General features: G+C 73.4%; 12 protein-coding genes. 2 read left to right on the top strand and 10 right to left on the bottom strand.

Features of this window, described 5'->3' with window-relative positions:
- Entirely contained in the window at nucleotides 1–636 is a 636-nt protein-coding gene (gene nadD, locus HPT28_RS14805) for a nicotinate-nucleotide adenylyltransferase (protein WP_219091542.1), read from the bottom strand.
- Nucleotides 637–677: 41 nt separating this feature from the next.
- On the bottom strand, nucleotides 678–848 hold the full coding sequence (locus HPT28_RS14800) for a hypothetical protein (protein WP_219091608.1): 171 nt from the start codon (nucleotides 846–848) through the stop codon (nucleotides 678–680).
- A 169-nt stretch (nucleotides 849–1,017) separates the two neighbouring features.
- Here HPT28_RS14800 and HPT28_RS14795 point away from each other — a divergent pair, with 169 nt between their 5' ends.
- Nucleotides 1,018–2,118 (top strand): M48 family metallopeptidase, encoded by a 1,101-nt coding sequence (locus HPT28_RS14795; protein ID WP_219091541.1) that lies wholly within the window; start codon nucleotides 1,018–1,020, stop codon nucleotides 2,116–2,118.
- A gap of 82 nt (nucleotides 2,119–2,200) precedes the next feature.
- Here HPT28_RS14795 and HPT28_RS14790 read toward each other — a convergent pair whose 3' ends face one another.
- The 5 genes from HPT28_RS14790 to proB all read right to left on the bottom strand — a co-directional run bounded on the left by HPT28_RS14790 (nucleotide 2,201) and on the right by proB (nucleotide 7,363).
- On the bottom strand, nucleotides 2,201–3,319 hold the full coding sequence (locus tag HPT28_RS14790; RefSeq protein ID WP_219091540.1) for a hypothetical protein: 1,119 nt from the start codon (nucleotides 3,317–3,319) through the stop codon (nucleotides 2,201–2,203).
- Between the two features lie 54 nt (nucleotides 3,320–3,373).
- The gene (locus tag HPT28_RS14785; RefSeq protein WP_219091539.1) at nucleotides 3,374–3,982 is read right to left on the bottom strand and encodes a hypothetical protein; all 609 of its coding nucleotides are present in this window, start codon (nucleotides 3,980–3,982) and stop codon (nucleotides 3,374–3,376) included.
- 124 nt (nucleotides 3,983–4,106) lie between these two features.
- Nucleotides 4,107–5,411: a glutamate-5-semialdehyde dehydrogenase gene (locus HPT28_RS14780; RefSeq protein ID WP_219091603.1), complete on the bottom strand. Its 1,305-nt coding sequence runs from the start codon at nucleotides 5,409–5,411 to the stop codon at nucleotides 4,107–4,109.
- 144 nt (nucleotides 5,412–5,555) lie between these two features.
- Nucleotides 5,556–5,948: a hypothetical protein gene (locus tag HPT28_RS14775; RefSeq protein ID WP_308119255.1), complete on the bottom strand. Its 393-nt coding sequence runs from the start codon at nucleotides 5,946–5,948 to the stop codon at nucleotides 5,556–5,558.
- 272 nt (nucleotides 5,949–6,220) lie between these two features.
- Nucleotides 6,221–7,363: a glutamate 5-kinase gene (proB, locus tag HPT28_RS14770; RefSeq protein WP_308119245.1), complete on the bottom strand. Its 1,143-nt coding sequence runs from the start codon at nucleotides 7,361–7,363 to the stop codon at nucleotides 6,221–6,223.
- Between the two features lie 452 nt (nucleotides 7,364–7,815).
- On the opposite strand from proB, the gene HPT28_RS14765 reads away from it, so the two are divergent.
- The gene (locus HPT28_RS14765; protein WP_219091537.1) at nucleotides 7,816–9,936 is read left to right on the top strand and encodes a hypothetical protein; all 2,121 of its coding nucleotides are present in this window, start codon (nucleotides 7,816–7,818) and stop codon (nucleotides 9,934–9,936) included.
- A gap of 11 nt (nucleotides 9,937–9,947) precedes the next feature.
- Here the strand turns inward: HPT28_RS14765 and obgE are convergent, their stop codons facing one another.
- The 3 genes from obgE to rplU form a co-directional block, all read right to left on the bottom strand.
- Nucleotides 9,948–11,393, bottom strand: coding sequence for a GTPase ObgE (gene obgE / locus HPT28_RS14760; RefSeq protein ID WP_219091536.1), 1,446 nt, complete (start codon nucleotides 11,391–11,393; stop codon nucleotides 9,948–9,950).
- Between the two features lie 161 nt (nucleotides 11,394–11,554).
- Entirely contained in the window at nucleotides 11,555–11,812 is a 258-nt protein-coding gene (gene rpmA, locus HPT28_RS14755) for a 50S ribosomal protein L27 (protein WP_219091535.1), read from the bottom strand.
- A 14-nt stretch (nucleotides 11,813–11,826) separates the two neighbouring features.
- The gene (rplU, locus tag HPT28_RS14750; protein ID WP_191207956.1) at nucleotides 11,827–12,147 is read right to left on the bottom strand and encodes a 50S ribosomal protein L21; all 321 of its coding nucleotides are present in this window, start codon (nucleotides 12,145–12,147) and stop codon (nucleotides 11,827–11,829) included.
- Between the last annotated feature and the right edge of the window lie 39 nt (nucleotides 12,148–12,186).

Below are 12,186 nucleotides of genomic sequence, written 5' to 3'. Positions count from 1 at the left end.
CTAGCTGTTCGGTGCGGACGGGTCCCGGTAGAGCCGGCGCTTGGCGATGTACCGCACCACACCGTCCGGCACGAGATACCAGACCGGGTCGCCGTTCGCCACCCGGGCGCGGCAGTCGGTGGAGGAGATCGCCAGCGCAGGCACCTCGATGAGGGACACCCCGCCGTCCGGGAGCCCGGGGTCGGTGAGGTGGTGTCCGGGCCGGGTGACGCCGATGAAGTGGGCGAGCGAGAACAGCTCGTCCGCGTTGCGCCAGGTGAGGATCTGGGAGAGCGCGTCGGCACCGGTGATGAAGAACAGGTCGTCCGTGGGGTGCTCGGCCCGCAGCTCCCGCAGGGTGTCGATGGTGTACGTCTTGCCGCCGCGGTCGATGTCCAGGCGGCTGACGGAGAACTGCGGGTTGGACGCGGTCGCGATGACCGTCATCAGGTAGCGGTCCTCGGCGGGCGACACCCGCTGGTGGCTCTTCTGCCACGGCTGGCCCGTCGGCACGAAGATGACCTCGTCGAGGTCGAACCGCGCCGCGACCTCGCTGGCCGCGACCAGGTGGCCGTGGTGGATCGGGTCGAACGTCCCGCCCATCACACCGAGCCGCCGTTTGCCCGGCTCCGGCTGCGGCCTTATGTGCTCTGCCATGCGCTGACCCTAACCGCTGTCCCGCCCGCCGATCGCCGGGCTCAGCGGTCCCGGTTGAAGCGGGTGGTGATCCACAGCAGGAGCAGGAGCATGAGCAGGCCGGAGGCGCCGATGAGCCACGGGTTCAGGCTCGCGTGTGCGCCACCGTGTTCCTCGGAGCCCGAGGCGAGCAGCGAGAGAGCGGGAGCGGAGCTGAGGATATTCATCGTCATCTGGACCTTGTCCGGGAGGGAAACGGGCAGGAGGTTCAGCACATCGTAAGCGGACGGGTTTCTCGCGGCTGGTGCACCCACCCCGTAGGCTGGGCCGAACCGGCCGGGGAGGCCGGCGAGCAGGGCCTGTGAGGGGACGGGCCGCCACAGACTCGACACAGGGGGCCGAATGAGCGACAGCCAGGGCAACACCGAAAATCTTCCGGGGCGCAGCCGGCGGCGCTTTCCGGGGATCTCCTCCCGCGCCTACGAGCACCCTGCCGACCGCTCGGCGCTGGTGGCGCTGCGCAAGCTGAGCGGCTTCGACACCGTCTTCAAGACGCTCAGCGGTCTGCTGCCGGAGCGGAGCCTGCGGCTGCTCTTCCTCTCGGACTCGGTGCGGGTCAGCGAGCAGCAGTTCCCGCACCTCAACGACATGCTGCGGGACGCCTGTCACATCCTGGACCTGGAGAAGGTCCCGTCGATGTACGTGACGCAGAACCCGCAGCCCAACGCGATGTGCATCGGGCTGGATGAGCCGATCATCGTCCTGACCACCGGTCTGGTGGAGCTGATGGACGAGAAGGAGATGCGGGCGGTCATCGGGCACGAGGTCGGGCACGCGCTGTCCGGGCACGCCCTCTACCGCACGATCCTGCTCTTCCTGACGAACTTCGCCGTCAAGGTCGCCTGGATCCCGCTGGGGAACGTCGCGATCATGGCCCTGGTGACAGCGCTGCGCGAGTGGTTCCGCAAGTCGGAGCTGTCGGCGGACCGGGCGGGGCTGCTCGTCGGGCAGGACCTGGAGGCCTCCCTGCGCGGGCTGATGAAGCTCGCCGGCGGGCACCACCTGCACGAGATGAACATAGACGCGTTCCTCGCCCAGGCCGAGGAGTACGAGCACGCCGGCGGGGACCTGCGGGACTCCGTGCTGAAGATCCTCCAGGTGCTGCCGCGCACGCACCCGTTCACCACGGTGCGCGCGGCCGAGCTGGGCAAGTGGGCGCGCACCCGGGACTACCAGCGGCTGATGGACGGCCACTACCCGCGCCGCTCGGAGGACGGCGACGCCTCGGTGTCGGACTCCGTGCGGGACTCGGCGAACCACTACCGGGAGTCGGTGAAGCAGAGCAAGGACCCGCTCATGGGGCTCATCCGGGACGTCGCGGGCGGCGCCGGGGATCTGGGCGGCAAGCTGCGGGACTTCGCGACGGGCGGCGGCCGGCGGCCGAACGATTCCGGGAGCGGCGCCGGGACGGCAGCGGGCGAGAGCGGTTCGGGCGGCAACTAGACCCGAGCGGCCACGAGCTGAGTGTGCGAGGCCCGGAGCCCCGGCTACGGCCCCGGCACCGCGGCCTCGCGCGTGGCGCGGCTCAGCCGCCGGGCGGGCCCGGCTGCGCCGTGTCGGCCAGTACACCGCAGAGCGGGGAGCCCACCGGCCGGTCGGCGAACGGGTCCGTTCCGGTGACCTCGGTGGCGTCGGCTGACTCCCCCGCCGTCAGCGGCCGCAGCAGGTCGGAGTGGGCGGTGCCGCAGGCCAGCGGGCCCGCCTGCATCACCACGTGCTGCACCGAGAGGCGCTTGTCCAGCAGGTCGCCCCGCTCCATCAGCAGCCGCACCTGGCGGCGCACGGTGACCAGCGACGAGCGGTCGGTGTCGGCCTCTCCGGCGGGCCGGACGGCGTAGACGAAAACGTGGTCGGCCGTGACCTCGAGCGCGCTCTCGTCGCGCTGGGTGACGGTCATCGCGCCCCGGACCCGCACGCCGGCGTCGGACACCGTCACCCGCTGGCTGTCGAAGCGCACGAGCCAGCCGGTGGCGGGCGGGACGGTGTCGGGGTCCCCCGCACCGGTGACGTCCTCGGGGGCGGGCTCCCGCAGGCTGCGGTCGAGCCGGGTGCGCTGGTCGGCGACGAGGAGCTCGCGCACCGGCGTCGCGGTGCTGCCGCTGATGACGCGAGAGTCCACGGCGGAGGCGACCACGTAGTCCTTGGCCAGGGTGAGGGCCGTCATCACCTGGGTGTCGCTGAAGTCCCGGGTGGCGATCGGCGAGGGCAGCGTCACCCCCGCGGCGCCCACCGGGAAGTCGGCCGCGGGGCTCTCGGCGAACAGGGCCTCGGGCGCGCCCTCGGGCACCGGGCTCCTGGGGCTGAGCGGGACGACGGTGGCGCGCAGCGGCTGGTCCCCGGCGGTGGAGGGCTGCTGGTAGGGGCTGGTGATGCCCAGGTAGATGGCGGTGGCGAAGGCGAGCACCACGAGCGCGACCAGCACGATCCCCTGTTTGGCCGAGGAGCCGGGACCGAGGACGGCCATGCGCCGGGGCAGGCTCCGCACCGGGTGCTCCCGGTGTTCCGGGTCGTCGAGGCGCTCCTGCGCCGAGTACTCCTGCAGCCGCGCCTCGCGTACGAACGACTCGTCGAAGACCGTCGAGCCGAACTCGTCGTCACCGCGTCCCTCGGGCTTGCCGTCGGGAGGGTCTGCACGCCCGGTCATACCAACAGGGTAGGCCCCGGCGTCGCGGAGTAAACGCCCTGGCCTGGGACGAGTTCAGGCCGTCGGGGAGGTGGGGGGGCCGGCCGCGGCGGCGGCTCCGGAAGCCGGTGGGGCGGGTGCGCCGAGCGAGCCCTCCGGTTCGCTGCTGGCCGGTGGGCGGCGGGGCTCCTCACGCTGCCCCGAGCCGGCCCGCTGCACGGCGGCGAAGGCCGTGGCGACCAGGCCGATGCCCATGACCAGGGCGAGCAGCCAGGCGACCGGACGGTACCAGCGGACGGGCCCCCGGCCATCAGCCCGGCGGCCCCGGGCCCACTGGGCGTAGGCGCCGTCGTCCCGCGCATGGCGGCCCGAGGCCGCCGGGCCCCAGGGCTCGTCGTGTCCGTGGCGCTCGTCGTGTCCGTGGCCGCCGGGGCCACCGTAGCCCGGCTTCTCGGCGCCGGGGCCGGTCTCGGGGTAGCCGTCCTCGCGGGACGCCGCCGCCTCGGCCTCGGCGCGGGCCGCGGCGAGCCGCCGCTCGGCCGCGGTGGGCTCGTGCACGGGTGCCGCTCGGATGAAGTCCTCGTCGAACACCACGGAGGCGAAGGCATCCTCCGCCGCTCCGTGGTCTCGGTCGTCGGGCTCGCCGCTCTCGTGGGGCGGGCGACCCGTGGCCTCGTCCGACACCCCTTCAGAGTAGACGGGTTCGGACCGCGGAGGCGACGGATCGGCGGATTCGCGCCGCCTCCGCGCCGGACCGCAACCCGCTCCGGGCGCCCCCGGAACCGGCCGGGGACGCCCGGGCGCCGGCTCAGCCGCGCACGTGCCCGTCGCCGGTGACGACGTACTTGGTGGAGGTGAGCTCCGGCAGCCCCATCGGGCCGCGGGCGTGCAGCTTCTGGGTGGAGATGCCGATCTCGGCGCCGAAGCCGAACTGGCTGCCGTCGGTGAACCGGGTGGAGGCGTTGACCATGACGGCCGTGGAGTCCACCAGGGCCACGAAGCGGCGGGCCGCGGCGGTGTCACGGGTGATGATGGCCTCGGTGTGCCCGGAGCTGTAGCGGCGGATGTGGGCGACGGCGGTGTCCAGGTCGGGCACGACGGCGGCGGCGATGTCGTGGGAGAGGTACTCGTTCTCCCAGTCCTCCTCGGTGGCCGCGACGACGTCCGGACCGGCCTGCTGCCAGGCGGCGTCGCCGTGGACGGTCACCCCGGCCTCGGCCAGCGCCTTGAGCGCGCTGGGGAGGAAGGCGTCGGCCACATCCCGGTGGACGAGGACGGTCTCGGCCGCGTTGCACACGCTCGGCCGCTGGGCCTTGGCGTTGACGAGGATCTCCACGGCCATGTCCACATCGGCGTGCTCGTCGACGTAGACGTGGCAGTTGCCGGTGCCCGTCTCGATCACGGGGACGGTGGAGCCCTCGACGACGGTCTTGATCAGTGAGGCGCCGCCGCGCGGGATGAGGACGTCGACGAGGCCCCGTGCGGTCATCAGCTCGGTGACGCTGTCCCGGCTCTGCCCGGGCACGAGCTGGACGGCGTCGGCGGGGAGCCCGGCGGAGGCCACGGCGTCGCGCAGGACGGCGACGAGCGCGGTGTTGGAGGCGTAGGCGGACGACGAGCCGCGCAGCAGCACGGCGTTGCCGGACTTCAGGCACAGGGCCGCGGCGTCCACGGTGACGTTGGGCCGGGCCTCGTAGATGATGCCCACGACGCCGAGGGGCACCCGGATCTGCCGCAGCTCCAGACCGTTGGGCAGCGTCGAACCGCGGACAACCTCACCGACCGGGTCGGGCAGGGCGACGACGTCGCGCACGTCGGCGGCGATGGCGGCGACACGCTCCGGGGTCAGGGTGAGCCGGTCGACGATGCCCTCGGCGGTGCCGGCCTCGCGGGCCCGGGCGACGTCCTCCGCGTTGGCGGCGGTGATCTCCTCGGTACGGGCCACGAGGGCGTCCGCGATGGCGAGCAGGGCAGCGTCCCGGGCCGTGCGCGGCAGGGGCGCGAGGAGGGCGGCGGCCTCCCGGGCACGGTGGGCGGTCTCCAGCACGGGAGAGCCCGCGGCGGGCGCGGTGGCGGTGGCGGACCCGGAGGAGCCCGAGGACCCAGAGGACATCGAAGCGCTGGTCATGCGGCCAGCGTATGACAGGTGGGGCGGCGTGCCCACGCGGTCGTCCACGGTGCGAGACATGGCACTGTCCCCCTCGGCTCGGCTGCCGCCCGGTGGTGGCGCGGCCACGCGCCGCGGCCTCCACCGGGCCTAGAACGGGTGGACGCCGACCGGGGACGCGGGCGGCGGGCCGTAGCCCTCGGCGATGCGCTGGCGGTACGTCTCCCGGTCGATGACCTCCAGACCGACGATCTCCCAGGGCGGTAGCTGCGCGCTCGCGCGGTGCTCGCCCCACAGTCGCAGCGCGACCGCCGCGGCGTCCCGCAGGTCGCGGGCCTCCTCCCAGTACCGGATCTCGGCATGGTCGTTGGCGTAGCGGCTGGTCATGAGGAAGGGATGGTCGTGGGCGAGCTGTTCCAGGCTCCGGCGGACCTCACCGAGCGGTACCTCGCGCCCGGAGACGCTGAGCGTGACGTGCCACAACCGGGCCGCGTCCGGGTCGACGGTCCGCTCCTCACCGGACACGGCCTGCTGCGGGGGCACGGTGGCCTGCGGCGCGGTGTGCTGCCCCGAAGAGACGTCACCGACGCTGGCCAGTCGTCTCACGGCGGCCTCCTTGTGCGTGCGGGTGCTGGCTTTGGTGCCGGGCTCCGCCGGCTCTCGCCGGGAGGCCCGGGCGGCCGTACTGCCGACCGCCGCACCACAGTTGACCAGTCCTCGGCCGCTCGCGTGGCCTTTTTCCCGAAGGTGTCCGTGGAAAGGCTGACGTCGCGGGGCCGTCGGGAACCGCGGAGGCGCGGGGTGGCGCGGACGGGTCAGGGGCGCAGCAACACCAGGTCATCGCGGTGGACGATCTCCCGCTCGTACTCCGGTCCGAGGTCGCGGGCGAGCTCCCGGGTGGATCGGCCGAGCAACTGGGGGATCTCCTTGGCGTCGAAGTTGACGAGCCCGCGGGCGACGGGGCGCCCCTGGCCGTCCCGCAGCTCCACCGGGTCGCCGGCGGAGAAGTCGCCCTCGACCCGCTGCACCCCGGCGGGCAGCAGCGAGGTGCGCCGCTGGACGACGGCGTCGACGGCCCCGGCGTCGAGGACGAGGGCGCCGCGCGGGCTGGAGGCGTGGGCGAGCCACAGCAGCCGGTCCGCGCTGCGCCGGCCGGTCCGGTGGAAGAACGTGCCGGTCACCCGGCCGGCGAGGGCGTCGGCGGCGTGGCTGGCCGAGGTGAGGACGACGGGGATGCCGGCCCCGGCCGCGATCCGGGCGGCGTCCACCTTGGTGACCATGCCGCCCGTGCCCACGCCGGCCGAGCCGACGCTGCCCAGGGAGATGTCGGCGAGGTCGGCGGGGCCGTGCACTTCCGCTATGCGGGTGGTGCCGGGGGTGCTCGGGTCACCGTCGTAGAGGCCGTCGACGTCGGAGAGCAGGACGAGCAGGTCGGCGCGGACGAGGTGGGCGACGAGGGCGGCGAGCCGGTCGTTGTCGCCGAAGCGGATCTCGTCGGTGGCGATGGTGTCGTTCTCGTTGACCACCGGGACAGCGCCCATGGCGAGCAGCTGCTCCAGGGTGCGGAAGGCGTTGCGGTAGTGGCCGCGCCTGCTGGTGTCGTCCGAGGTCAGCAGCACCTGCCCGACGCGGCGCCCGTAGCGGGCGAAGGAGGCGGTGTAGCGGGCCACCAGGAGGCCCTGGCCGACGCTGGCGGCCGCCTGCTGGCGGGCCAGGTCGCGCGGGCGGCGGCGGAGGCCGAGGGGAGCGAGCCCGGCGGCGATGGCGCCGGAGGAGACGAGTACGACGTCCCGGTCGCCGTGCTTGGCGAGGACGTCGACGAGGGCGTCGACGCGGTCGGCGTCCAGCCCGCCCGCGGCCGTCGTCAGGGAGGAGGAGCCGACCTTGACCACGATTCTCCGGGCGCGCTCGACCTCGGGCCGGACGGCTTCGTCGCGTGCCTCGGCTGCCGCTGTCACGGAGACCCCCATGTGTGCGTCTGTCGGATGCGCGTGCTGCTCGCGCTCTACGGCCGCAATGTACGTCAGGTCGCTCTTGCCCCGCTCGTGCGGTCCATGGGACGGACGGCTCGTCCGGGGCGCGGAACCGCCCCCGGACGGATGAGCGAGAACCCACCGGCGCGCGGCGTGGTGCGAGGGGAGCGCTTACCGGAAAAACCCGCGCACCGTGGTTCACCGGGAATTGTCAGCGGTTGTGGTTCGGATTAGGGTCGTGGAGCCATCGGCTCCACGGTGGTCATCCTTTGGCCCCCACAGCCGCTGTCCCGCGTCCCCCGCTTCCCCCCATCCCCTCAGTCCCCCGCATCCCCATGCATTCGCACCCTTCCGCATCCCTCCGCGTCCCGTCGGCGGAGCCGGACCCGCGTCCGCCCTCCGCCGACGCCCCGTACGCCCCTCCAGGAGCTTGACCCGTGCCTTCCGCCGGACTCCTCGCACACCGCAAGGGGCAGCTCTGCGCGCTCCTCGCCCTTCTGGGCCTGTACGCCGCCCAGCTCGTCGGCGCACTGCTGCCGCAGGTGCCGCTACTGATCGTGGCCTCCGCTGGCTGCCTCGGCCTCGATCTCCTCGTGCAGCAGCTGCGCCCCGGGCTGCTGTCGTTCCTCGGCCGCGTCCGGTTCGACGTCACCGCCCGGCAGCTCGTGCGCGACCTGATCGTGCTCGTCGGCCTGCTGCGCCTGGCGGAGCCGGGCCGCTGGGAGCAGGCGGCGCTGGTCGGGGGCCTGCTGGCCGCCTACGTCACGCACTTCGCCTGCCAGCTCGTCGCCCTGCTGGTACGGCGTGACCGGGCGCTGCCGGTCCTCACCCGCAACGTGGACGCCTCCGCGCTCGGGCTGAGCCCCGCACCCCCGCGCATCCTGGCGCGCCAGCCGGGGCGACGGCTGCTGACGTTCATGGTGCCCGCGACGGCGGGGATGCTGACGGCCACGGCGACACGGGAGCCGCTGTGGGCGGTGGGCGGCGTCGCACTCACCCTCACGGCTCTCGTCCTCGGCACCGGCCGACTGGCCCAGTGGCTGCTGGGCGGCCGACGGGCGCCGGACGAGCGGACGGTGCTCGCGTGGCTGGAAGCCTGGCTCGCCGCGTACCGGCCGACCCACGCGATGTACTTCTCCGGCGGGTCCTCGTCCGCCTACCAGGCCAACATGTGGCTGGGCACCCTGGCGGCCGTGCACGGGCGACCGCTGATCGTGCTGCGCGAGCGGTTCATGATGCAGAAGATCGCGGCGACGGACGTGCCCGTCGTGTGTCTGCCCAAGGTGGCGCACCTGATGGTGCTCGAACGCTCCCCGCTGAAGATCATGATCCACCCGGCCAACTCCGGGAAGACGTCCCAGGTGCTGCGCATCCCCTCCCTCATGCACACCTTCGTCAACCACGGCGAGAGCGACAAGCTGTCGAGCTGCAACCCCTACGCGAAGGCGTACGACGAGGTCTGGGTCGCGGGCCAGGCCGCGCGGGAGCGCTACCAGCTGGCCGACATCGGCGTGGACGACCGGGACGTGGTGGAGGTCGGGCGCCCCCAGCTCGCCCCCATCCGCCCCGCCGCGGGCCCGCCCGCCGGACCGTACGTGACCGTCCTCTACGCCCCCACCTGGGAGGGCTGGACGGACGACCCGGGCAACACGTCGATCATGCTGGCCGGGGAGCGGATCGTCCGCGCCCTGCTGGCCGACCCCGGGGTCCGCCTCGTCTACAAGCCGCACCCCATGACCGGCTCGGTCGACCCCCGCGCGGGTGCGGCCGACGTCCGGATCAGGGCGCTCATCGCCGAGGCGAACGCGGCCCGCGCGGCCGAGCCGGGCCGCCGCCGCCCGGGGCCGGAGACACGGGCCGAGCTGGCCCGGCGCACCGCGGAGCTGGACCGGCTGGCCGACGGCGTCTTCCGGCCGGACGCGGACGACGTCGAGCGGATGCTCGTGCAGTCGGTCCCCGAGCCGGGCCGGGCCGAGGCCGTGGAGCGGGCGCAGGATGCCTGTGAGGCGGCGTACTGGGCCGCGGTGCCCGAGTGGGAGCACCAGGTGGTCGACGGGGCCATCCCCGGGCTGTACGCGTGCTTCAACGAGACCCACCTGCTGGTCAGCGACGTGTCCAGCGTCGTGTCCGACTACCTGGCCAGCGAGAAGCCCTACGCCGTGGTGAACACCTCGGGGCTGGGCGAGGAGGAGTTCCGGGCCGCCTTCCCCACCGTCCACGCGGCCACCGTCCTGCCGCCGGACGGCGAGGGGCTCGCCGAGCTGCTGGCCGCCGTCCGCGACCCGGCGCGGGACACCCTCGCCGAGGCCCGGGCCGAGCTGAAGACGCGGCTGCTGGGGCCCGACGAGCCGCCCTCCCTGGACCGCTTCGACGCGGCGGTGCAGGCCCTGTGCGCCCGCGCCGAGGAGCGGCGCACCCGACGTCCCGCGGACCCCGCCGACGCGACCGGGCCGAAGGCTGACGTGGACGGGCAGGCCGGGAACGCGGCGCAGGCCGGGAGCTCTCCGGGCTCCCGGGCCGAAGGGCCCGCGAGCCCGGAGAGCTCCGTCACCGCCTGAGCGGCCGCGGCTCAGGCGAACGGGTCGAAGTCGTCGTACTCGCGCTGGGAGGAGTCGCCGCGCTCCGCCTCCCGGTCGCGGCGGCGCTGCGCGGCGGGGCGGGCCACGTCCATGCGGTGGTCCTCACCGCGCCGGCCCAGCATCTCGGCTCCGGCCATGACGGTGGGCTCCCAGTCGAAGACGACGGCGTTCTCCTCGTCCCCGATCGCCACGCCGTCGCCCTCCCGGGCCCCGGCCTTCAGCAGCTCCTCCTCGACCCCGAGGCGGTTGAGCCGGTCGGCGAGGTAGCCGACGGCCTCGTCGTTGTTGAAGTCCGTCTGCCGCACCCAGCGCTCGGGCTTCTCCCCGCGCACGCGGAAGAGGCCCTCGGTCTCGCGGGTCACGGTGAACCCCGCGTCGTCCACGGCCTGCGGCCGGATGACGATGCGCGTGGCCTCCTGCCTGGGGCGAGCCGCCCTGGCCTCCTCGACGATGCCGGCCAGCGCGAAGGACAGCTCCTTCAGCCCCTCCCGGCTGAGCGCGGACACCTCGAACACCCGGTAGCCGCGGGCCTCCAGGTCCGGACGGACCAGATCGGCCAGGTCCCGCCCGTCGGGGATGTCCACCTTGTTGAGCACCACGAGCCGCGGCCGGTCCTCCAGCCCCCGCCCGTACTGGGCGAGCTCCTGCTCGATGACGTCCAGGTCGGAGGCGGGATCGCGGTCGGACTCCAGCGTCGCCGTGTCGAGGACGTGGACGAGGACCGCGCAGCGCTCGACGTGCCGGAGGAACTCCAGGCCCAGGCCCTTGCCCTCGCTCGCACCGGGGATCAGCCCGGGGACGTCGGCGACGGTGTAGACGGTCGATCCGGCGGTCACGACGCCCAGGTTGGGGACGAGCGTCGTGAAGGGATAGTCGGCGATCTTGGGCTTGGCCGCGGAGAGTACCGAGATCAGCGAGGACTTGCCCGCCGAGGGGTACCCGACCAGCGCCACGTCGGCGACGGTCTTCAGCTCCAGCACGATGTCGCGCGTCTCGCCGGGCACGCCCAGCAGCGCGAAGCCGGGGGCCTTGCGGCGGGCGGAGGCCAGCGCCGCGTTGCCCAGCCCGCCACGACCGCCCTCACCGGCGACGAAGCTGGTTCCCTCGCCCACGAGGTCGGCCAGCACGTTGCCCCGCTTGTCCAGGACGACCGTGCCGTCCGGCACCGGCAGGACCAGGTCCTCGCCGTTCGCGCCCATCCGGTTGCCGCCCGCCCCCGGCTTGCCGTTGGTGGCCTTGCGGTGCGGGCTGTGGTGGTACTCCAGCAGCGTCGTCACGCTCTGGTCGACGACGAGGACGACGTCCCCGCCGCGGCCGCCGTTGCCTCCGTCCGGGCCGCCCAGCGGCTTGAACTTCTCCCGGTGCACGGAGGCGCAGCCGTGGCCTCCGTTACCCGCGGCGATGTGCAGCTCGACGCGGTCCACGAAGGTGGTCATGACGGATGCCTCCCGGCTGGTTCGATGCCCGTGCGACCGCACGGGGTGCTCACAGGCTTGGTAACACGCCGAGGGCGGAACCGCTTCCCCGCGCTGCGCGCGTGAGGCGGTCCGCCCTCGGCAGAGTGCTGCTGGCCGTGCTCGTGTGCGACGGGGAGTGGTTACTCGCCGACCGGCACGATGTTGACGACCTTGCGGCCACGGGCCGTGCCGAACTGCACGGCACCGGCGTCCAGCGCGAACAGCGTGTCGTCGCCGCCGCGGCCGACACCCGCGCCCGGGTGGAAGTGGGTGCCACGCTGGCGGACGAGGATCTCGCCGGCGCTCACGACCTGACCGCCGAACCGCTTCACGCCGAGGCGCTTCGCGTTGGAGTCACGACCGTTCCGAGTGGACGATGCGCCCTTCTTGTGTGCCATCTGTTCTCAGTCCCTTACTTCGCCGGGGCGGGGATGCCGGTGATCTTCAGCGCGGTGTGCAGCTGACGGTGACCGATGCGCTTCTTGTAACCGGTCTTGTTCTTGTACTTCTGGATGTCGATCTTGACGCCCTTGTGGTGGTCCACGACCTCGGCCTGGACCTTCACGCCGGCCAGCACCCACGGGTCGCTGGTGACGGCGTCCCCGTCGACCACGAGCACGGTCGAGAGCTCGACGGTGTCGCCGACCTTGCTGCTGGACATACGGTCAACCTCGATGACGTCGCCGACAGCAACCTTCTGCTGACGGCCGCCGGTGCGCACGATCGCGTACACGCGGAACTCTCTCTCGCTCGTTGTTGGAAACCCCTGATG

Origin of the sequence: Streptomyces sp. JJ38 (genome assembly GCF_019303475.1) — a bacterium.
Taxonomy (GTDB): Bacteria; Actinomycetota; Actinomycetes; order Streptomycetales; family Streptomycetaceae; genus Streptomyces.
The sequence above is the reverse complement of the archived record's forward strand: the minus strand, read 5'-3'. Positions and strand labels throughout refer to the sequence as shown.

Excerpts from the sequence above, each read along its gene's own strand:
- nadD (WP_219091542.1), bottom strand. The coding sequence starts at position 636 with ATGGCAGAGCACATAAGGCCGCAGCCGGAGCCGGGCAAACGGCGGCTC.
- HPT28_RS14800 (WP_219091608.1), bottom strand. The coding sequence starts at position 848 with ATGACGATGAATATCCTCAGCTCCGCTCCCGCTCTCTCGCTGCTCGCC.
- HPT28_RS14795 (WP_219091541.1), top strand. The coding sequence starts at position 1,018 with ATGAGCGACAGCCAGGGCAACACCGAAAATCTTCCGGGGCGCAGCCGG.
- HPT28_RS14790 (WP_219091540.1), bottom strand. The coding sequence starts at position 3,319 with ATGACCGGGCGTGCAGACCCTCCCGACGGCAAGCCCGAGGGACGCGGT.
- HPT28_RS14780 (WP_219091603.1), bottom strand. The coding sequence starts at position 5,411 with ATGTCCTCTGGGTCCTCGGGCTCCTCCGGGTCCGCCACCGCCACCGCG.
- obgE (WP_219091536.1), bottom strand. The coding sequence starts at position 11,393 with ATGACCACCTTCGTGGACCGCGTCGAGCTGCACATCGCCGCGGGTAAC.
- rpmA (WP_219091535.1), bottom strand. The coding sequence starts at position 11,812 with ATGGCACACAAGAAGGGCGCATCGTCCACTCGGAACGGTCGTGACTCC.